16 protein-coding genes are annotated in these 20706 nt (G+C 76.2%); 10 read left to right on the plus strand and 6 right to left on the minus strand.

The annotated features are described in order from the left end of the window. Positions 1-71 precede the first annotated feature (71 nt). The 7 genes from ACF053_RS22415 (at position 72) to rfaE2 (ending at position 8580) form a co-directional block, all read left to right on the plus strand. Positions 72-1166, plus strand: coding sequence for a carboxylate-amine ligase (locus ACF053_RS22415; protein ID WP_391955546.1), 1095 nt, complete (start codon positions 72-74; stop codon positions 1164-1166). A gap of 189 nt (positions 1167-1355) precedes the next feature. After that, complete coding sequence (locus ACF053_RS22420) at positions 1356-2330, plus strand: NAD-dependent epimerase/dehydratase family protein (protein ID WP_391955547.1); 975 nt, start codon at positions 1356-1358, stop codon at positions 2328-2330. Between the two features lie 189 nt (positions 2331-2519). After that, positions 2520-4208 carry a carbamoyltransferase family protein gene (locus tag ACF053_RS22425; protein ID WP_391955548.1) on the plus strand — a complete coding sequence of 563 codons (1689 nt, stop codon included), beginning with the start codon at positions 2520-2522 and terminating at the stop codon, positions 4206-4208. After that, positions 4205-5170, plus strand: a complete 966-nt coding sequence (locus tag ACF053_RS22430) for a glycosyltransferase (protein WP_391955549.1) — start codon at positions 4205-4207, stop codon at positions 5168-5170. The genes ACF053_RS22425 and ACF053_RS22430 overlap by 4 nt, the downstream gene beginning before the upstream one ends. After that, complete coding sequence (locus ACF053_RS22435; RefSeq protein ID WP_391955550.1) at positions 5167-6408, plus strand: glycosyltransferase; 1242 nt, start codon at positions 5167-5169, stop codon at positions 6406-6408. The genes ACF053_RS22430 and ACF053_RS22435 overlap by 4 nt, the downstream gene beginning before the upstream one ends. Before the next feature lie 85 nt (positions 6409-6493). Next, the gene (locus ACF053_RS22440) at positions 6494-7171 is read left to right on the plus strand and encodes a D-sedoheptulose-7-phosphate isomerase (protein ID WP_391955551.1); all 678 of its coding nucleotides are present in this window, start codon (positions 6494-6496) and stop codon (positions 7169-7171) included. Continuing rightward, positions 7168-8580 (plus strand): D-glycero-beta-D-manno-heptose 1-phosphate adenylyltransferase, encoded by a 1413-nt coding sequence (rfaE2, locus tag ACF053_RS22445; RefSeq protein ID WP_391955552.1) that lies wholly within the window; start codon positions 7168-7170, stop codon positions 8578-8580. The genes ACF053_RS22440 and rfaE2 overlap by 4 nt, the downstream gene beginning before the upstream one ends. A gap of 210 nt (positions 8581-8790) precedes the next feature. On the opposite strand, the gene ACF053_RS22450 is transcribed toward rfaE2, so the two are convergent. Continuing rightward, positions 8791-10086: an MFS transporter gene (locus tag ACF053_RS22450; RefSeq protein ID WP_391955553.1), complete on the minus strand. Its 1296-nt coding sequence runs from the start codon at positions 10084-10086 to the stop codon at positions 8791-8793. A 383-nt stretch (positions 10087-10469) separates the two neighbouring features. Here ACF053_RS22450 and ACF053_RS22455 point away from each other — a divergent pair, with 383 nt between their 5' ends. Then, complete coding sequence (locus ACF053_RS22455; RefSeq protein WP_391955554.1) at positions 10470-11219, plus strand: SDR family oxidoreductase; 750 nt, start codon at positions 10470-10472, stop codon at positions 11217-11219. A 30-nt stretch (positions 11220-11249) separates the two neighbouring features. On the opposite strand, the gene ACF053_RS22460 is transcribed toward ACF053_RS22455, so the two are convergent. The 3 genes from ACF053_RS22460 to ACF053_RS22470 form a co-directional block, all read right to left on the minus strand. After that, positions 11250-12281, minus strand: a complete 1032-nt coding sequence (locus tag ACF053_RS22460; RefSeq protein ID WP_391955555.1) for a DNA topoisomerase IB — start codon at positions 12279-12281, stop codon at positions 11250-11252. Positions 12282-12478: 197 nt separating this feature from the next. After that, positions 12479-15094, minus strand: a complete 2616-nt coding sequence (locus tag ACF053_RS22465) for a SpoIIE family protein phosphatase (RefSeq protein WP_391955556.1) — start codon at positions 15092-15094, stop codon at positions 12479-12481. A 100-nt stretch (positions 15095-15194) separates the two neighbouring features. Beyond that, entirely contained in the window at positions 15195-17858 is a 2664-nt protein-coding gene (locus ACF053_RS22470; protein WP_391955557.1) for a SpoIIE family protein phosphatase, read from the minus strand. A 128-nt stretch (positions 17859-17986) separates the two neighbouring features. On the opposite strand from ACF053_RS22470, the gene ACF053_RS22475 reads away from it, so the two are divergent. Then, complete coding sequence (locus ACF053_RS22475; protein WP_391955743.1) at positions 17987-18910, plus strand: MurR/RpiR family transcriptional regulator; 924 nt, start codon at positions 17987-17989, stop codon at positions 18908-18910. A 326-nt stretch (positions 18911-19236) separates the two neighbouring features. Here ACF053_RS22475 and ACF053_RS22480 read toward each other — a convergent pair whose 3' ends face one another. Further along, positions 19237-19446, minus strand: coding sequence for a DUF5133 domain-containing protein (locus tag ACF053_RS22480; protein ID WP_058941940.1), 210 nt, complete (start codon positions 19444-19446; stop codon positions 19237-19239). 236 nt (positions 19447-19682) lie between these two features. Between ACF053_RS22480 and ACF053_RS22485 the strand changes: the two genes are divergently transcribed. Further along, positions 19683-19874, plus strand: a complete 192-nt coding sequence (locus ACF053_RS22485; RefSeq protein WP_391955558.1) for a DUF2795 domain-containing protein — start codon at positions 19683-19685, stop codon at positions 19872-19874. Between the two features lie 34 nt (positions 19875-19908). On the opposite strand, the gene ACF053_RS22490 is transcribed toward ACF053_RS22485, so the two are convergent. Continuing rightward, entirely contained in the window at positions 19909-20640 is a 732-nt protein-coding gene (locus ACF053_RS22490) for a class I SAM-dependent methyltransferase (RefSeq protein ID WP_391955559.1), read from the minus strand. Positions 20641-20706 lie beyond the last annotated feature (66 nt).

Below are 20706 nucleotides of genomic sequence, written 5' to 3' on the forward strand. Positions count from 1 at the left end.
CGTTCGGGTGAGCGGGGCGCTTCGCGGATTATGCCCGATTTGTGGGGGTTTTTACGGGTACCCGACGCCACATGATCACAGTTGGGGTCGAGGAAGAGTACTTCCTCGTCGATCCGGTCACCTGCCTCCCCGTGCCCCTCGCCGACGAGGTCCGCGCGGCGGCGGGGCTGGGCCCGATCGTGGACGACCAGGAGGTCCAGTCGGAGCTCCTGCAGTCGCAGATCGAGGTCGCCACGCCGGTCTGCTCCCACCTCGACGAGGTGGGCGGCCACCTCCTGCGCCTCCGGCACGCCCTCGGGACGGCCGCCGAGAAGAACGGCTGCCGGATCGTGGCGACCGGTACCGCTCCCTTCCGGGGGCCCAACCCCGAACCCGTCACGGAGAACGCCCGGTACCTGGCGATGCGCTCCCAGGCGCCGCAGCTCGTCGACGAGCAACTCGTCAACGGCATGCACGTGCACGTCGCCGTTCCCGACCGGGCCCGGGCCGTCGCCGTGCTCAACCGCATCCGGCCCTGGCTGCCGGTCCTCGTCGCGATGTCCGCGAACTCGCCGCTCTGGGAAGGCCACGACACCGGGTTCGCGAGCTGGCGGACGGTCATCTTCGGCCGGTGGCCGGTGAGCGGCCCGCCGCCGTCCTTCGCCGACTCCGCGGACCACGACCGTCGGGTGCGCGTCCTGCTCGACTCCGGGGCGATCAGCGACACCGGCCAGATCTACTGGCAGGCGCGGCTCTCCGAGCGGTACCCCACCCTGGAGGTGCGCTGCACCGACGTGCAGCTGAGGGCGGACGCCGCGGTCATGTTCGTGGGGCTCGTACGGGCCATGGTGGCCACCGCCCTGCGCGCCCACGAGGCCGGGGAACCCCCGCCCGACTGCCCGCCCGAGCGGCTCCAGGCCGCGAACTGGTACGCCGCCCGGCACGGCCTGAGCGACCTGCTCATGGACCCGGAGGGCAGGTGCCGGCGCGCCGGGGACGTGCTGGCCCGGCTCCTGGACTCCGTGGGGCCCGCCCTGGAGGAGGCGGGCGACGACCGGGAGGTCGCCTCGCTGGTCCACCGGCTCCTCCAACAGGGGACCCCCGCCGACCTGCAACGCCGTGTGCTCGCCGAGGGCGGCACGTCCGCCCTGGCCGACCTGCTCATCTCCGAGACGGTCGCCCCCTGACCCACCGCACCCCCGACACCCGACCCGCCCGCCCCGACCCGCCCGCTCCGACCGGCCCGCGGCCCTGCCGGCCCGTCCGGCCCCCTCCGACGACCGACCGGACCGCCGGCCGACGGCGGACGGGGGGCGGCCGGGCGACCCACCAACCGACCGCCGACGACCGACCCACCGACGACCGAAGGAGCACGCATGAGCAGGTCCCCCGCGCAGAAGTGGCAGCACGCCGTCGTGACGGGCGGCGCCGGCTTCGTGGGTTCGCACCTCTGCAGCTCGCTGCTGGCCGCCGGCACGGCCGTGACCTGTGTGGACGACTTCAGCACCGGGCGTCGTGAGAACGTCGCCCACCTGCTGGGCGACCCCGGGTTCACCCTGCTGGAGGCGAACGTCGCCGAACCGTTCGACGTCGACCGCCCGCCCGACCTGGTGCTCCACTTCGCCTCGCCCGCGTCGCCCGCCGACTACCTGCGGCTGCCCCTCCACACGTTGGAGACGGGCAGTTCCGGCACCCGGCACGCGCTGGCGCTGGCCCACCGCGCGGGGGCGCGCTTCCTGCTCGCCTCCACGTCGGAGGTGTACGGGGACCCGCAGCAGCACCCGCAGAACGAGCGGTACTGGGGCAACGTCAACCCCGTCGGCCCGAGGAGCGTGTACGACGAGGCCAAGCGGTTCGCGGAGGCGCTGTCGACCGCCCAGGCCGAGGCGTGCGGCACGGACGTCGGCATCGTGCGGCTCTTCAACACCTACGGACCCCGGATGCGCGGCCGCGACGGGCGCGCGGTGCCCACGTTCGTCCGGCAGGCGCTGGCCGGTGAACCGCTGACCGTGACCGGCGACGGCCGCCAGACGCGCTCGCTGTGCTACGTCGACGACACCGTGCGCGGGGTGCTCGCCGCCGCGGCGCACGGGCTGCGCGGCCCGGTGAACATCGGCAACCCGGCCGAGCTGACCATGCTGGAACTGGCGCGGCTGGTCATCGAACTGACCGGCTCCACCTCCGAGATCCGCTACATCGAGCGTCCCACCGACGACCCGGCCGTGCGCTGCCCCGACATCACCCTGGCCCGCGACAAGCTCCAGTGGGAGCCGCGCGTGACGGCCGAGGACGGGCTGCGCCGCACGATCGACTGGTTCCGCTCGACCACGACCGCGGACCCGGCCACCTGACAGCCGGACACCGAAGCGCCGGCGCCCTGCCCCGGCGCCCGCGCCGCCCGACCCGGGCGTCCTGACACCCGCGCCGGACCCCCGGCACCCCCTTCCCGCTTCCCCTCACCTTCCCTCTCCCCTCCTTCCCCCTCCGCCCCTTCCCCCGCCGTCGCCTCCCCGGCCGACGTGCCGAAAGACAGGGACCCCATGCGCATTCTCGGAATCAACGCCCTCTTCCACGATCCCGCCGCCGCGCTGGTCGTCGACGGACGTGTGGTCGCCGCCGCGGAGGAGGAACGCTTCTCACGGCGCAAGCACGGCAAGCGACCGCTGCCGTTCTCCGCCTGGGAGCTCCCGGAGAAGGCCGCCGCCTGGTGCCTCGAACGGGCCGGGCTGCGCCCGCAGGACCTGGACGCCGTCGCGTACTCCTTCGACCCGGCGCTCGCCCGCCCCGCGGACGAGATGGGGCTCGACGACCCGTGGGACCACCTGCGGCTCACCTACGCGCGCGAGGCGCCCGGGTTCCTGCGGACCGCGCTGCCCGGCCTCGACCCGGAGGCGGTCCGGTTCGTGCCCCACCACATGGCGCACGCCGCGTCGAGCGCCTTCGCCGCGGACGACGCCGGGGCGGACATGTCGTCCGTGCTGGTGCTGGACGGCCGCGGCGAACGGGCCTCGCACCTCGCCGCCCGGCGCGTGCACCACCGGCTGGAGCCGCTCGCCGCGCAGGACCTGCCGCACTCGCTGGGCCTGGTGTACGAGGAGCTGACCGAGCACCTCGGATTCCTGCGCTCCTCCGACGAGTTCAAGGTCATGGCCCTCGCCTCGTACGGCCGGCCCCGCCTGCGCGAGGAGCTGCGCCGGTACGTGTACCCGACCGGTGACGGCGGCTTCCACGCGGCGGGCGTCCCCTGGCGCGAGCTGTGCCCGCCGCGCGGCGCGGAGGAGGCGTGGACGCAGGACCACGCGGACCTCGCGGCCAGCGCGCAGGCGGTGCTGGAGGAGACCCTGCTCGACCTGGTGCGCTGGCTGCACGGCCAGACCCACGACTCCCTGCTGACCCTCGCCGGTGGCGTCGCCCTCAACTGCGTGGCCAACGCCCGCATCGCGCGCGAGGGCCCCTTCTCCCACGTGTGGGTGCAGCCCGCCGCCGGCGACGCCGGCACCGCGCTGGGCGGGGCGGTGCTGCTCGCCGCGGGCGGGGGGGACGAGGTGCTGCCGATGGGCGGCGCCGACCTGGGCCGCGACTGGTCCGACGCGGAACTCGGCGCCTGGCTCAAGACCGCGGCGATACCGTTCGAGCGGCCGCCGGACATCGCGGCGACCGTGGCCGAGGCGCTCGCCGACAACGCGATCGTCGCCTGGTTCCAGGGGCGTTCCGAGTACGGGCCGCGGGCCCTGGGCCACCGCTCGCTGCTGGCCCACCCCGGCCACGCCGGGAACCTGGAACGGCTCAACGACGTGAAGGGCCGCGAGCAGTTCCGGCCCGTCGCGCCGATGGTGCTCGCCGACCGGGCGCCGGAGATCTTCACCGGGCAGCTTCCCAGCCCGTACATGCTCTTCGTGCACGAGGTGGCGCCCGAGTGGCGCGAGCGCATCCCGGCCGTGGTGCACGTCGACGGCACGGCGCGCGTCCAGACCGTGGACCGGACCGCCGAACCGCTGGTGGCGCGGATGCTGGAGGAGTTCGAACGGCTCAGCGGCCTGCCGGTGGTGGTCAACACCAGCCTCAACACGGCCGGCCGGCCGATGGTGGACGACCCCCGCGACGCGCTGGAGTGCTTCGGCTCCTCCCCCGTCGACCTGCTGGCGATCGGGCCGTACGCGGTGCGCCGCGGCGCCTTCTTCACCTCCGACTCGCAGGACTCCCAGTCCGTGAGGAGGGCCGCGCGGTGAACATCCTGCTCTGGCACGTGCACGGCTCGTGGACGACGGCGTTCGTCCAGGGCCCCCACACCTACCTCGTCCCCGTGCTGCCCGACCGCGGCCCCGACGGGCGCGGACGGGCCCGGACCTTCAACTGGCCGGACAGCGTCCGGGAGGTGACCCCGGAGCAGCTGCGCGGGGAGCACGTCGACGTGGTCCTGCTCCAGCGGCCCGAGGAGTTCACGCTCGCGGAACGGTGGCTGGGCGGGCGCCGCCCCGGCCGCGACGTACCCGTCGTGTACCTGGAGCACAACGCCCCCGACGGCGACGTGCCCGACACCCGGCACCCATGCGCCGACCGCGACGGCCTCACACTCGTCCACGTCACCCACTTCAACCGGCTGTTCTGGGACAGCGGCGGGGCCCGCGCCGTGGTGATCGAGCACGGCGTGGTCGACCCGGGCCACCTGTACACGGGGCGGCTGCCCCGGGCGGCGGTCGTCGTCAACGAGCCGGTGCGGCGCGGCCGGTACACCGGTACGGACCTGCTGCCCGCGTTCGCGGACGCGGCGCCGCTCGACGTGTTCGGCATGCGCACCGAGGGCCTCGCCCCCCACCTGGGCCTCCCCGGCGACCGGTGCCGCGCCCGGGACCTGCCCCAGCGGGAGCTGCACGCCGCGATGGCCGAACGGCGGGTGTACCTGCACCCGGTGCGGTGGACGTCGCTCGGACTGTCGCTGCTGGAGGCGATGCACCTCGGCATGCCCGTGGTGGCGCTGGCCACCACGGAGGCGGTGGAGGCGGTCCCGGCGGGTGCCGGGACCGTGTCGACCCGGCCCGAGGCGCTCGCCGAGGCCGTGCGGCATTACGTGGCCGAGCCCGGCGCGGCCGCCGAGGACGGCGCCCGGGCCCGGCAGGCGGCCCTCGAACGGTACGGGCTCAAGCGCTTCCTGGCGGACTGGGAGCGCGTGTTGACGGAGGTGCGCTCATGACGACCACCCACGGTTTCGCGGAACCCCTGTCGGTCGTGCTCGTCTCGGAGCACGCGAGCCCGCTCGCGGCGCTCGGCGGCGTCGACGCGGGCGGCCAGAACGTGCACGTGGCGCGGCTCGCCGCCGCCCTGGCCGACCGGGGCCACGAGGTGACGGTCTTCACCCGGCGGGACGACGCCGCGACACCGGAACGCGTCGCGATGCGGCCCGGCGTCGTCGTCCACCACGTGCCGGCGGGACCGCCCGAGCCCGTCCCGAAGGACGAGCTGCTGCCGTACATGCCCGCGTTCGGCCGGTACGTGGCACGGGTCCTGGAGTCGCGGCCGCCCGACGTGATGCACTCCCACTTCTGGATGTCGGGCGTCGCCGCCGTCCTCGCGACGCGCACGCTGCGGGTGCCGCTGCTGCACACGTACCACGCCCTCGGCACGGTGAAGCGGCGTCATCAGCGGGCGTCCGACACGAGCCCGCCGGAACGGGTCGCCGCCGAGTGCGAGGTGGGCCTGGCCTGCGACCGGATCATCGCCACCTGCCGCGACGAGGTGCGGGAGCTGACCCGGATGCACATACCGCCGGAGCGGGTGAGCATCGTGCCCTGCGGCGTCGACACCGAGCAGTTCTGCCCGGCGGGCCCCGCGGCCGAGCGCGGCCCGGCCCGCTTCCGGCTGCTCCAGCTGGGCCGGCTGGTGCCGCGCAAGGGCGCGGCGGTCACCATCACCGCGCTGACGCGGCTACCCGAAGCGGAACTGGTCGTCGTGGGCGGCCCGCCCGCGGACCGGCTCGACGGGGACCCGGAGGTGCGGCGGCTGCGTGACGTGGCCCGGCTCGCCGGGGTCGCCGACCGGGTCCGGTTCACCGGGGCGGTGTCCCGGGACGAGGTGGCGCCGCTGCTGCGCAGCGCCGACGTGGTGGTGTGCCCGGCGGACTACGAGCCGTTCGGCATCGTGCCGCTGGAGGCGATGGCCTGCGGCCGGCCCGTGGTGGCCAGCGCCGTGGGCGGGCAGCTCGACACGGTCGCCGACCCGGAGTGCGGCCGTCTCGTGCCGCCGCGCGACCCGGAGGCCCTGGCGCGCGCGGTGGCCGGCTTCCTCGCCGACCCTGCGCTGCGCGCGGGGTGCGGGGCGGCGGGGCGGCGCCGGGTGCTCAGCCGGTACGACTGGGCGCGGGTGGGGGCGGCCACCGAGGCCGTGTACGCGCGGGTGCGGGCCGCCCGGCCCGCCGTGACCGACGCGGTCTGACGCCGCGGACCAGCAGCAGCCAACGGACCGAAGGAGGTGCGGGTCCGCCGCGGCGGCCACGCCGGAGCAGGCGCCCCGACCAGACATGACCGAACTCCCCCTCCCCGATGAGTTCCCCGCCGCCGCCCTGGAGGCGGCGAGACGGCACTGCCGGTCGCTCGAGGACGCGCTCGGCCGGTTCCGCGTCGACCACCTGGACCGGATCGCCCACTGGGGCGGGCGGCTCGCGGCCGTCCTGCCGGGCGGCGGGCGGCTGCTCGCCGCCGGGAACGGCGGCAGCGCGGCCCAGGCTCAGCACCTGACGGCCGAGCTCGTGGGCCGCTACCGGCGCGAGCGGCCGGCGTACTCCGCGATCTCCCTGCACGCCGAGACCTCCAGCCTGACGGCCGTCGGCAACGACTACGGATTCGACCAGGTGTACGCCCGGCAGGTCGCGGCGCACGGCCGCCCCGGCGACGTGCTGGTGCTGCTGTCGACGTCCGGGCGGAGCGCGAACCTGATCGCGGCGGCGGCGACCGCGCGCACCGCGGGCCTGCGCGTGTGGGCGTTGACGGGCCCCGGGCCCAACCCGCTGGCCGAGGCGGCCCACGAGGCGCTGTGCGTCGACGCCGCGACGACGGCGACCGTGCAGGAGGCGCACCTGGTGGCCGTGCACGTGCTGTGCGAGTCGTTCGACGTGGCGGTCGCGGCGGGTCCGCCGGTGCGCGGCGGCCGGGCGGCGGGCGCGTTCGCTCCGGCGGCGGCCCGCCGGAGGATGTCGTGAACGCCCGCCGTCCGCTGGTGGTGGTCGGGGACGCCCTGCTCGACGAGGACGTCGAGGGCGTCGCGACGCGGCTGGCGCCGGACGCGCCCGCACCGGTCGTGGACGTGACGGGGGACCACCGGCGGCCCGGTGGCGCGGCGCTGGCGGCGGCGCTGGCCACGCGCGGCGGCCGTGAGGTCGTCCTCGTGACCGCGCTGGGCGACGACCCGGCGAGCGACGCGGTGCGCCGCTCCCTGGAGGGCCGCGTCCGGCTCGTCGAACTGCCCCTGCGCGGGACGCTGCCGGTCAAGACCCGGGTGCTGGCGTCGGGCCGGCCGCTGGTGCGGATCGACCGTGGCGGCGGCGCCCCGGGGCGGCCGGACGACGCGGTCCGCGAGACGCTGGCCGCCGCCCAGGCGGTGCTCGTGGCCGACTACGGGCGGCGTACGGCGGGCGCGGTCCGCGAGCAGCTGGCGGCGATCGCCCCGCGCGTGCCGCTCGTGTGGGATCCGCACCCGCGGGGCGGGGCGCCGGTGCCGGGCGTGCGGATCGTCACGCCGAACGCGGCGGAGACGCGGTCGTTGGAGCCGGGCGCGGGCGGCGAGTCCCTGCGGGCGTACGCGGAGCGCGGCTCGGGGCTCGCGGAGCGGTGGCGGGCCGCCGCCGTCGCCGTGACGCTCGGCGAGCGGGGCGTGCTGCTGACCCGGCCGGGGCCGGACGCCGGTACGCCGATGCTGGTGCCGGCGCCGTACCGGGCGTCCGGTGACGCGTGCGGTGCCGGTGACTGCTTCGCCGCGGCCACGGCCGCCGCGCTGGCGGACGGTGCGCTGCCGGAGGAGGCCGTGCAGCGGGGTGTCGCGGAGGCGGCGGCGTTCGTCGCGGCGGGCGGTGCGGGCAACCCCGCGCTGTGGCGGACGCCGCCGTCGGCCGGGCGCCACGCGGCGCCGGTGACCGACCCCTTCGCGGTGGCGGAGCGGGTACGGGCGCGCGGCGGGACCGTGGTGGCGACCGGTGGGTGCTTCGACCTGCTGCACGCCGGCCACGTGGGTCTGCTGGAGAGCGCCCGGCGGATCGGCGACTGCCTGATCGTCTGTGTGAACTCCGACGCGTCGGTGAGCCGGCTGAAGGGGCCGGGCCGGCCGTTGAACCCGATCGCGGACCGTACGCGGGTCCTGGCGGGGCTGGGCAGCGTCGACGCGGTGGCGGTCTTCGACGGGGACACCCCGGCGGAGCTGCTGACGCGGCTGCGGCCCGACGTCTGGGTGAAGGGCGGCGACTACTCGGCGGAGGACCTGCCGGAAGCGGAGGTGCTCCGGGCGTGGGGCGGCCAGGCGGTGGTCCTCCCCTACCTGGACGGGCGCTCCACGACGCAGTTGGCGCACCGCGCGGCGCGGGCGGCGGCGACCTCCGCGCGCCACCCCACCGGCTGACGGGCGTACGCCGACCGGCACCGCGCACTCGGCCCGGTGGCCGGGGACGCGGTGTCCACCGGCCTGGGGACCGGAGCGCACCGGCCCGGGAACGGCCCCCCGGGCGTCCGGTGGCCGGGGCCGGAGCGCGCCCGGCCTCCTCCGCGCCGTCCCACGCCCCGGGGGCCGTGTGCCCACCAGGGCGGGTGGTGCCGTGCGGGGGCCGCCCGGTCAGGCCGCGGTGCCCAGCGCGGCCGGGCGCTCGGCGAGGACCGGTACGGCGGCGGGCACGGGCACCGGGACCGGGGCGCGGCGGGTCCGGGTGGCGTACCCGGCGGCGATGACCGCGGCGATCAGCAGGCCGCCCGCCACGAGGGCGCCGCGGGCCCCGGCCAGTTCCATGAGCAGGCCCAGCACCGGTGGTCCGGCGAGGGCCCACACCGTGCGCACGCTGCCCCAGACTCCCAGCACGCGGCCGCGCAGGTGCGGCGGCGGGTCGGTCTGCAGGACGGTGGTGCCGGCCGTGTCGGAGAGGGACTCCACGACGGCCATGGGCAGGACGAGGACCATGAGCACCGCCAGGGACGGCGACAGGCCGGCGGCGGCCTGGAGCAGGCCGCCGGACGCGGCGAGCACGCCCACCAGGCGCACGGAGGGCCTGCGCAGCCGGGCGCCCAGCACGGCGCCCACGATGCCGCCGACCGCGAGGACGGTGGAGACGGCGCCGAAGGCCTCCGCCCCGCCGGCGAGCGGTCCGGTGACGAGTACGGCGAGGGTGAGGCCGTAGTTCCGCCCGAGCACCGAGCTGACGCCGGTGACCACGGCGAGGCCCACGAGCCGCGGGCGGCGGGCGAAGAAGACCAGCCCCTGCCGGACCGTCATGCCCCCGTCGCGGCCCGCGCCGCGAGCCCCGCCGTCCTTGCCGCGCCGCCCGGCACGGGCGCGGGGCCGCCGGGTGCGCGGCGCCTCCGGGGCGGTGGCCCGCAGGGGGCGCAGGAAGGGGATCACGGCCGCCACGAAGAGGAACGACAGGCCGTTCGCCGCGTACGCCGCGGCCGTGCCCAGGAAGGCGACGGTGACCCCCGCGAGGCCGGCGCCGGCCAGCCGGCCGGCGTTGTGGACGAGTGAGCCGACGCCGATGGCGGACGGCACGTCCTCGGTGCGGACGAGGTCGTTGCCGAGCAGGGCGCAGGCGGGACCGTCCACGGTGGCGATGAGGCCGGTGACGGCGGCGAGCGCCATGAGCACGCCCAGCCCGAGCCGGTCGGAGACCACGAGGACGGCGGTGGTGAAGGCGACCGCGCCGAGGAGGGCCTGGCTGACGGCGGCGGTGACCTTGCGCGGCCAGCGGTCGACGGCCGCGCCGCCGGCCACGCCCATCAGGAGGCCGGGTGCCGCCTGCACGGAGAGGGAGAGGCCGGTCGCCGCGGCGGAGCCGGTGATCTGCAGGACCAGCAGGTTCTGCACGGTCAGCTGCATCCAGGTACCGGCGTTGGAGACGAAGTTGGCGACGGACCACCAGCGCATGCTGCGGTACCGGAGCGACCGCCAGGGCGAGCGGTCGGCGGACGCGGCGGGGGCGGAGGGGAGGACGGGGGCAGGAGAGTGTGACACGTCTATCGGGGGCTCGAATGGCGGATCGGGGCGGACGGTCGACACCGGCCGCGCTGCGCGGCCCCGCCACCGGGAAATGTGCGTCGCCCATGGTGGCAGGCCCGCCGTCGCCCCGGCCGTGACCTGCGCCGCTCCGGAGGGCGCCGGCCGGGCGCGCCGGGCGTGGGGCCCTTGTGCCGCCTGGGTTCCGGCGCCTCGGGTGGGGTTGCTCACAGGAACCGTCCGGGGTGCCGGAGCGCGATGCCCGGGTCACAGTGGGTGGCAGTGGCACCACACCCACGGAAGGCGGAGGCGGCATGAGCAGCGGTGGAGTGCGCGTGGACCTGCACGGCAGGCAGGCCCTGGTGACGGGGGGCGCGCGGGGCCTCGGGGCGTCGATCGTCCGGCGGCTGGCCGGCGCGGGCGCGTCGGTCCTGGTGGCCGACGTCCGCAAGGAGCTGGCCCGGGAACTGTGCGAGGAGCTCAACGGCGACGGGGGTGACGCCCGCTTCGTGGAGCTGGACGTGCGGGACCCCGACGCGGTGGCCGGGGTCTTCCGCGAGCTGGACGGGGCCGGCCGGGGCGTGGACGTGCTGGTGAACAACGCCGCCGTCGACGTGTCGAAGCCGATCGAGCACCTGACGGCGGACGAGGTCACCCGGGTGGTCACCACGAACCTGCTGGGCCCGGTGTACCTCTGCCTGGAGACCTACCGGCGGATGGTGGCCCGCGGCGGCGGGCACATCGTGAACATCCTGTCGACCGCCGCCAACCGCACGTGGACGGAGGCCGGTCCGTACGCGGCGGGCAAGTCCGGACTGCGGGCGTTCACCCACACGCTCTTCAAGGAGGCGCAGCGCGACTGCCCGGGCATCGGCGTGACGGGGATCATCGCGGGCGGCATGGAGACGCCGTTCATCATGGACCGCTTCCCCGACGCGGACGTGTCGATGCTGCAGAGCCCGGACGTGGTCGCCGACGCGGTGCTCTACGCCCTGTCGGTGCCGGCCGGCAGCGTGGCGGGCGAGATCGTCGTCGTCCCCCGCAGGGAGCCGTCCTGGCCTTAGGGGTGCGGTGGCGGTCAGGTCAGGGGGCGGTCAGGCGCCGGGCGGGCGTCCCGTGCGCAGCATGCGCAGGACGGCCTGTTCGGCGGGGCCCTGGGTGGCGGGCACGCCGTGCGTGGTGTCGGCGCCGAGCCCCGGGAGGGCCGCGGCGACGGTGACGCCCTCCTCGTACAGCTCGACGACCCGCGGGTTGATGTAGGAGGCGCGGCACACGGCGGGCGTGTTGCCCAGGTAGCCGGAGACCTCGCGGACGGCGCGGGCGATGGCGCGGCGACGGGCCGTCTCGCTGTGCGCCACGGCCTGGGAGACCGCGAGGGCGACGGCCGCCATGACGGTGGCGTGCCAGGTGCGGAAGTCCTTCGCCGTGACCTCGATGCCGGCGAGGTCACGCAGGTAGGCGTTGACGTCGGCGCCGTTCACCTCGCGCCACGTGCGGCCCTCCCGGTAGGCGAGGAGCCGGTCGCCGTCGTCGCGGCGGCGGATGAGCGCGGTGAGACTGCGGCAGGTGGGCGGGTCGGCGACCACGTGGAGGCGCTGCTTGCCGTGTTTGCCCGGGTAGCTCAGCAGGACCTCGCCGCGGCTGCACCGGGAGTGGTCCCGCAGCAGGGTGGTCAGGCCGTAGGTCTGGTTCCGGTCGGCGTACCGCTCGCTGCCGATGCGGAAGAAGCCGAGGTCGAGGAGGCGTACGGCGGTGGCGAGGACCCGCTCACGGGTGAGGCCCCGGTCCCCGAGCGCCGCCTCCACCGCTTCGCGCACACGTGGCAGCGTCTCGGCCACGTCGAGGACGTGGTCGTGCTTGCTCTGCTCCTGCTGGGCGCGGAACGCCGGGTGGTAGAGGTACTGGCGGCGGCCCGCGGCGTCGGTGCCGACGGCCTGGAGGTGGCCGTTGCGGCGGGCGCAGATCCAGACGTCCTGCCAGGCCGGGGGGATGACGAGGCCCTTGACGCGGTCGAGTTCGGCCGGGTCGCGCAGGGGCCGGCCCGCGGTGTCCAGGTAGCGGAAGCCGCGCCCGTGGCGGACGCGGGTGTAGCCGGGGTCCGTGGGGCGCACGTGGGCGAGGCGCACGGACGTCGCTCACGCCCGCCGGGCGGCGGTGGTCGGGGCGGACGCTGCCATGGTGGGCTCCCGTCGTTCGTACGGCGTCTGCGCGGGCGCGGTGCGCGGGGCGCGCGCGGGGCGCGGGTGCGCGCTGGGCGCGGTGCGCACTCAACGGATTGCCGTCGCCGCGGTCCGCAAACCCGGCGGAACACCGGCGGGACCCCCTACGGCGGGGGCAGGACCTGTTCGGCCCAGATGGTCTTGCCGGTGGCGGTGTAGCGGGTGCCCCAGTGTTGGGTCATCTGGGCGACGAGGAAGAGCCCGCGGCCGCCCTCGTCGTCGATGGCGGCCCGGCGCAGGTGGGGCGCGGTGTGGCCGGTGTCCGAGACCTCGCAGATCAACAGGGAGCGGTCGCGGACGAGACGCAGCTGGACGGGACCGGCGGCGTAGCGCAGGGCGTTGGTGACGAGTTCGCTGACGACGATCTCGGTGGTGAAACCGAGCTCGTCCAGCCCCCACGCGGCGACCTGCCGGGCGGCGAGGGCGCGGGCGCGTCCGACCTCCTCCGGTCCGGCGGCGAGGTCCCAGGTGACGATGCTGTCGCCGTCGAGCATCCGGGTGCGGACCAGCAGCAGGGCGGCGTCGTCCTCGACCGGGCCCGGCAGGAGGGCGGTGACGACCCGGTCGCACAGCTCGGGCAGGGGGCGGTCGCGGTGGTCGGCGAGGAGGACACCGAGTCCGTCGAGCCCGGTGTCGGGGTCACGGTCGCGGTCACGGACGAGTCCGTCGGTGTACAGGGCGAGGAGGCTCCCCTCGGGGAGGTGGAGCTCGACGGTCTCGAAGGGGAGGCCGCCGAGGCCCAGGGGCGGCCCCGGCGGGACGTCGGGGACGGTGACGGCGCCGGTCGCGGCGTCGAGCACGACGGGCGCGGGGTGTCCGGCGCGGGCGAGCCGGCAGACGCCGGTGACCGGGTCGTACACGGCGTACAGGCAGGTGGCTCCGACGGCCTGGTCGTCGGGGATGTCGCCGACTCCGCGTCCGGCGGCGGGCGGGGGGCCGCCGGTGACGGAGCCGGGTGCGGCGGCCTCCTCCTCGGCGGCCTGGGTGATGAGGTCGTCGAGGCGGGTGAGCAGTTCGTCGGGGGCGAGGTCCTGCCGGGCGAGGACGCGGACGCTGGTGCGCAACCGTCCCATGGTGGCGGCGGCGCCGAGGCCGTGGCCGACGACGTCGCCGACGACGAGCCCGACGCGCGCGCCGGAGAGGGTGACGACGTCGAACCAGTCGCCGCCGACGCCGGACTTGCTGTCGGCGGGCAGGTAGCGGTGGGCGAAGTCGACGGCGGAGAGCCGGGGCAGGTTGCGGGGCAGCAGGCTGTGCTGGAGCGTCAGCGCGGCGGTGTGCTCCCGGGTGAAGCGGCGCGCGTTGTCGATGCAGACGGCGGTGCGGGCGACGAGCTCGTCGGCGACGGGCAGGTCGTCGGCGTCGAACGGGTCGGGGTGCCGTTCACGGTGGAAGGTGACCACGCCGAGGGGCGCGCCGTCGGTGCGCAGCGGCACGACGAGGGAGGAGGGGCCCCGGCCGGTGACGACGGCGTGCCCCGTGGCCAGGCAGCGCAGTTGGGGCGCGTCGGGCGGGTACGCGACGGCCTCGCGGGCGGCCGGGCCGACGCCGTCGGCCCTGCTCCCGTCGGGACCGGTGTCAACGGGACCGGTGTCAACGAGACCGGTGTCGTCCGAACCGGCGTCAGCGGAACCGGCCTCATCGGAACCGGTCGCCGGGCCGTCCGGGGCCGGCGACCGCGCGGCGCCGGTGGGCGGCGCCGCGCCGTCCGGGCCGCCGGCGGGCGCGCCGCGGTCCGCCGCCGCGGCGCCGGGTCGCCCCCAGACCCGGACGAGCCGGCCGGAGCGCGCGGTGCCCGGCGCGGGCTGGTCGCCCTCCAGTACGGCGTCGACCAGGTCGACGGTGACGCTGTCCGCGAACTGGGGGACGGCGACGGCGGAGAGCTCCCGGGCGGTGCGGCTCATGTCGAGGGTGGTGCCGACGAGACCGCCGGCCCGGACGAGGAGGTCGAGGCGCTGCTGGGCGAGGTAGCGGTCGGTGATGTCGACGGTCTCCTCGCACACGCCGAGGACGGTGCCGTCGGTGTCCTGGAGCCGGTAGTACGAGCAGGACCAGACGTGGTCGTGGTCCGGGTCGACGGGCGGGCGGCCCCGGTAGTGCAGTTCGATGACCGGCTCCCCCGAGTCGAGGACCCGGCGCATGGTCTCCTCCAGGGTCGGCGGGTACCCGGCGGAGAGGACCTCGCCGGCGGTGACCATGTCGTCGGGGCCGAGCCCGGCGTACTGGGAGCTGCCCATCTCGCGGTAGAGGGCGAAGTTGGTCCACACGACGCGCAGCTCGGTGTCGTAGATGGCGAGGCCGACGGGCGACTGGGTGGCCAGGCCCCGGAGCATCGACTGGAGGGCTTCCCAGCGTTCGGTGTCGTCGGCGTCGGCCACGGCGAGGAGCCGGGCGGGGCCCGCCTCGCCGTGGGAGAGCGGCAGGGTCGCGGTGGTGACGCGGATGATGCGGCCGTCGCGGTGACGCATGTGGAGCACCTGGCGGCGGGCGTGGGCGGCGCCGGGGAGTTCGGTGGCGATCTGGTAGGCGCCCGCGCGGTCCACGACGAGGCGGCCGATGGGGTGGCCGAGCGCCTCGTCGGGCGGGTAGCCGAGCAGCCGTTCGGCCGCGGGGCTCCAGCCCACGATGCGGTTGTCGGCGTCCAGTACGGCCGTCGCCGCTCTCGTCGCGTCCAGGGGGCCTCGGAAGTCGGAGCCCTCCGCTGCGTTCACCGCGCCCATGGCACCTGCCTCGTCCGTCGTCCCCATCCTCGGCCGCCGCTCACGGGGCCACAACCGCGGTGGTCCGGCCGGGTCACCGGCCGGCCGCGCGGACGCCGGCTCACCGGCCGGCCCCTCCGCCGTGCGCACCGCGGCCATCGGTCCGCGGACCGCCCCCGGCAGCGTGCGGACCGTCCCCGCCGAGCTCCGGACCGCCCCCGTCCGCACCACCCGGTGCGCCGGCGGGGCCGGGTGCGGCGCGGTCGGACCAGCGGGCGGCCAGGAGCAGGGCGATGTCGTCGGCCCGGTCCTCGGCCTGGCCGGCCCCGGCGATGAGGGCGTCGGCCGTCGCGGCCAGGGAGGCGGGGCCGACGCCGGACAGCGCGGCGCGCACCCGTTCGATCCCCACGTCGATGTCGACGCCGGGCTGCTCGACGAGTCCGTCGGTGAACAGGGCGAGCACCCCGCTCGGGGGCAGCCGCAGGTCGGTGACGGGGTACCGGGCGTCCGCGTCGACGCCCAGGACGACCCCGCCGGGAAGGTCGACGACCTCGGTTCGACCGTCCGGGTGACGCAGCAGCGGCGGGAGGTGACCGGCGCGCACCGCCTGGAGGAGTCCGGTCTCCGGCGCGAGCACGCCGTAGCAGCAGCTGGCGAACTGGCCGGGGTCGAGGTCGATGAGGAGGCGGTTGGTGCCGCTCATGACCTCGCTCGGGTCGTGCCCGGCGAGGGCGAAGGCCCGTACGGCGCTGCGCAGCTGGCCCATCGTGGCCGCGGCCGACACGCCGTGCCCCTGCACGTCGCCGATGACGAGGGCGAGGCCGCGCGGGGTCTCGACCACGTCGTACCAGTCGCCTCCGACGTCCATGCCCTGGGTGCCGGGCAGGTAACGGCCGACGGTGTTCACGTGGCGCAGGCGGGGGAGCCGGTGGGGCAGGAGGGCGTCCTGCAGTCCGCGGGCGAGGGCGGCCTCGGAGTCGTAGCGCCGCGCCCGTTGGAGGGCCTGGGCGATGAGTCCGGCGAGGGCGGTGAGGACGGTGCGCTCCTCGGGGCTGAAGCCGCGGGGCTGGTCGAAGCCGAGGATGCAGGAGCCGACGGGCCTGCCAGAGGCGATGAGGGGGAGGAAGGCGCGGGCGCCGACGTGCGCGTCGAGGGGGATGCCGGGGTAGGCGGCGGCGAGGCGCTGCATGGACTCGAAGAAGATCGGCCGGCCGGAGGTGAGCGTCTCGACGCCGGGCAGTCGGGCGTCCAGGCCGACGCCGTCGAACCGGTCGAGGAATCCCTGGGGGAAGCCGGTCTCCCAGGCGAGGTGGAGGTGGCGTTCGCTCAGCAGGTAGATGGCGAGCTGCCGGCCGCCGAACGCCGGCAGGAGTTCCTCGGTGACGACCTCGGAGACCTGGCGGGCGGTGACGGCCTCGGTGAGGGCGATGGCGAGGGCGACGGGCCGGTAGAGGACGGCGGCGCGGTCCGCCGGGGAGCCGAGGCCCCCGCCGGGGGCGGCGACGGAGCGAGGGGCGTAGACGGGTTCGTCGACGGCGGAGAGGGTGACGGTGAGACCGTCGTGGCCGGGGTGCAGGGAGACCGACAGCCAGGACGAGGCGGCGCGGTGCGCGAGGAAGTGCACGGGGTCGGCGGAGATGAGCGCGGCGCGGAAGTGGTCCTCGTAGGCGGGCCGGCCGGTCCAGGGCAGGGCCTCCCACAGGACGCGCCCGAGGAGGGTCGGGCGGCCCTGGCCGAGCAGGGTCTCGGCGCGGCGGCTGACGTAGGTGACGCGGCCGAGCCGGTCGAGGGAGAGGACCCCGGTGGCCAGCCGGTCCGCGGCGGCGGCGACGATCGGGCCGGTGCCGGAGTCGACCAGGACTCCGGTGAGGTGCGCCGGGTAGGGGTCGGGGCCGTGGGCCGTGGACGGGACGCGGCGGCGGGCCAGTTCGAGCAGGTGCGGCCTGCCGTCGCGGCCGCTCAGCCAGACCCGGCGGGCGGCCGGGCGGTCGGGGTCGGTGGCCGTGGTGAGCTGGTGGGCGGTGGCCCACAGGCCGTAGACGTCCTCGGGGGCGAGGAGCGCCTCCAGTCCGGCGACGGTGCCGGGGAAACCGTCGGGGTCGGCGCCGAGGATGCGGCACAGTTCGGCGTCGGCCGTCAGGGTGCCGCTGTCGACGCGCCACTCCAGGTGCCCGACGCGGACCGGGGGCGTGGCGCCCGCCGGGAGCTGGACGGGCGCCGGCTCGCGGTCCCAGGCGACGCGGGTGCCTGCGGTGTCGAGGCGGGCGAGGTCCGCGCCGAGGCGGGAGGCGGCGTTGCGCATGCGCTGGCGGTCGGCGGCGTCGACGGGCCGGCCGGGGGTGGCGGGGCGCAGGGCGACGAGGACACCGTACCGGTCGCGGCCGGCGGCGACGGGGACGTAGAGGGAGCCGAAGGGGTAGGGCAGACCGGCCATGAGCTGGGGGAAGCGGCGCATCGACTCTTCCGCGTCGGCGAGGTGGACGGGGTGTCCGGAGCGGAACGCCTCGGCGACCGGGAAGGGCCGGTTGATGTGCATGCGCCACCAGGGCCGGAACAGGTCCACGGGCAGTCCGGCGAGGACGGCCAGGCGGAGCAGGCCCGTGGAGCGGGAGCGCAGGTACACGCCGCCGGCGTAGCCGCCGACGGAGTCGATGGCGTCGACGGCGGCGGGCGCCAGCGCCATGGCCAGGGTGTCGGTGGCGCGGCCGTCGTCCGGCGGCCCGCCGCCCCGTCCCGCCGCGTCCGACGGGGGCGGGACGTGGCCGGGGGCTCCGTACCGGGTCACACAGCCAGGATGCGCCCGGTCGGGGGGCGGCCGCACTCCGGTGGAGGGGAGCGGGCCCGGTGGGGGCGGACCGGGCGTGCGTTATGTTGTGCGCAATTGGGACGAGAAGGAGGCGGATCGTGCCATCAGTGCCATCCGGGCAGCAGGCGCGAGCGCAGGCGGCCGCGATCAGGCAGGGACGGCAGGCCCCGGAGCCGGATCCGACGCCGGCGGAACGGGTGCGGGCCCTGTTCACGGGGCACCGACTGTCCCCGGGGCAGCGGCGCATCGCGCAGTACCTGGTCGACCACCTGACGGAGGCGGCGTTCCTGTCGATCACGGACCTGGCCGACCGGGCCGGGGTGAGCCAGCCGTCGGTCACGCGGTTCGCCACCTCGCTCGGGTACAGCGGCTTCCCCGCGCTGCGGGAGGCGCTCCAGCCGATCGCGTTGAGCGCGGTGGCGGGCTCCCCGGACGCGCGCGAGGGGGTGCGGCACAACGAGCTCCAGGCGGCGATCGACGCGGAGATCGAGAACCTGGAGAGCCTGCGGCGGGTTCTCGCCGATCCCCGGCAGGTGCTGGAGGTGGGCCGGCAGCTGGCTCATTCCGTGCCCTTGACGGTGGTGGGGCTACGGATCTCGGTGTCGCTGGCGGAGTACTTCGCCTACGCGGCCCGGCGCATCCACCCCGACGTGCGGGTGGTGACGCGGGGCGGCAGCGTCGCGTACGACACGCTGCTCCAGGCGCGGGAGGCGGGCGGTTCCTGGGCGCTGGCCTTCGCCATGCCGCGGCACGCGAACGAGACGCTGGCGGCGGTGCGTGCGGCGCGCAGCACGGGGCTGCGTGTGGCGCTGATCACTGACCTGACCATGGGACCGCTGGTGGAGGCCGCGGACGTGGCCCTGACGGCGCCGGCCGGCGCGCGGCTGGTGTTCGATTCGTACGCGGCGCCCGGGGTGCTGTCGGCGGCGGTGCTCCAGGCGATGGCGGACGCCGAACCGGAGCGCACGCAGGCGCGGTTGGAGGGCTACGAGCAGGTCGCGATGCAGCACGACTTCTTCATCGACGACTGAGGGCGGCCGGTGCGCGGGCGGCTTCGTCCGGCGCTCCGGCGGGTGTCCCGGTGGGCCCGGTGCGGTCGGGCGGCACCGGCTTTTTCCGGCCATCGGCGAGCATGAAATTTTTCATGCTCTTGCTTACTCAACGGTATATATATTTACTGCTCGCACGACACCGCGGCACCGATAGGCGCCACGCGGTGCCCGCTGACCGAACACGGCGGGGCGGCGCTCCCTCCTCGCGCCGCCCTCGTGTTCGTCACCGGGTGCTCCGCTCTCCCCTGCGGACACCCGTGGCGGCCCCGGTCTACCCCTGGGCCGGGGCCGCCGAACCCTTCCCGTCAGCCGGCCGCCGTCGCGGCGAGCCTGGCGCGGGCGGCGGCCAGCGCGTGCTCCAGCTGCCGGGTCCCGGTGGTCACGCACAGCGTGTACGTCACGTCCTCCAGGCGGCGTTGCAGATCCGGCGCGATGGCGCGCTCCTGCGCGGCGGCGCAGAGGGATTCGTACCGGGCCACGAGCTCGCGAAGCACAGCGGGATGCGCCAACAGCATGGGGCGTACCTGCCTTTCCGACGCCATGGGGTGAGGGAGGACGGCGACGCACGTCTCCCGGGGGCTTGCGAAGAGGTCGGGCGGCACGGCGGCGTCCGGACGCGGGGCACCGCCCCCCGCGCGGGGATATGCCCGCACTGACCGACCTTCACACGACATTGTGATGCAACCGTGATGGCTTCGCCCTGCGGAACGCCGGGAGGTGTGACCGCACATGCCGGTGGTACTCGGCGGCCATGGCTGTGAACCCCATCGAGATGCAGAAGAACCTGGGCGGCGTCAGCTACCCGGCCTCCAAGGACGACATCGTCCGTCAGGCCGAGGAGCACGGCGCCAGCGAGAAGGTCGTGGACGCGCTGAAGTCCATGCCCGACAAGGAGTACGACTCCCCCGCCGCCGTGAACAAGGAGGTCGGCAGAGGTTCCTGACACCGGTCCCGCCCCGCGTCGCGCCGCCCCGCCGTCAGCCGGGGCGGCGCGCCACGACCAGGCGGCAGCGCGGCGCCCCGTCCGCGCGGGTCCCGAGCGCGGGCAGGGGCAGGAGGGCCGTGTCGAAGCCGGCCCGGCCCAGGTCCGCGAGGACGTCGGGGAGCCGGAAGGTGCGGTAGTACATCACGAAGGGCGGCCGCCACAGCGCGTTGCGCACGCGCATCGCCGCGTCGAAGCCCCACAGCGCCCAGTACGCCGCCGACCCCGGGCGTGGCGGCGCCGCCACGGGAAACGCGAACCGCCCGCCGGGCCGCAGCACGGCGTGGACCCCGGCGAAGAGCCCCGGCCGCTCGGCGGGCAGGAAGTGCCCGAACGCGCCGAAGCTCACGGCGAGGTCGAACGCCTCACGGAACGGCAACGCCCGCGCGTCGGCCCGTACCCATCCGGGGTCCGGGCGGCCCCGTTCGGGCGGGAGCGCGGCGCGGGCCCGCGCCAGCATCCCCGCGCTGAAGTCCACCCCGGTCACCCGCTCGCGGCACAGCTCCCGCAGGACGGCGGTGCCGGCCCCGGTGCCGCAGCACACGTCGAGCCCGCGGCGGAAGGGGCCGAGGGGGCGCAGGGCGTCGGCCACGGCGTCGAGGACCTGCGGCGGCGTGCGGAAGGGTGTCTCGTCGAACTTCGGGGCGAGCAGGTCGTATCCCCGCTGGGTGGAGGAGAGCGCCTGCACGGCCAGCTCCACGGCGGTCGGTCCGGTGGGGGTGAACATGCCTGCCGAGCCTAGGGGGTGTCGGCCGGTCGGGTCGGACCGCGCGGCGGCCGTCCCCGGGAAGCG

Origin of the sequence: Streptomyces kanasensis, assembly GCF_043077165.1 — a bacterium.
GTDB lineage: Bacteria > Actinomycetota > Actinomycetes > Streptomycetales > Streptomycetaceae > Streptomyces > Streptomyces changanensis.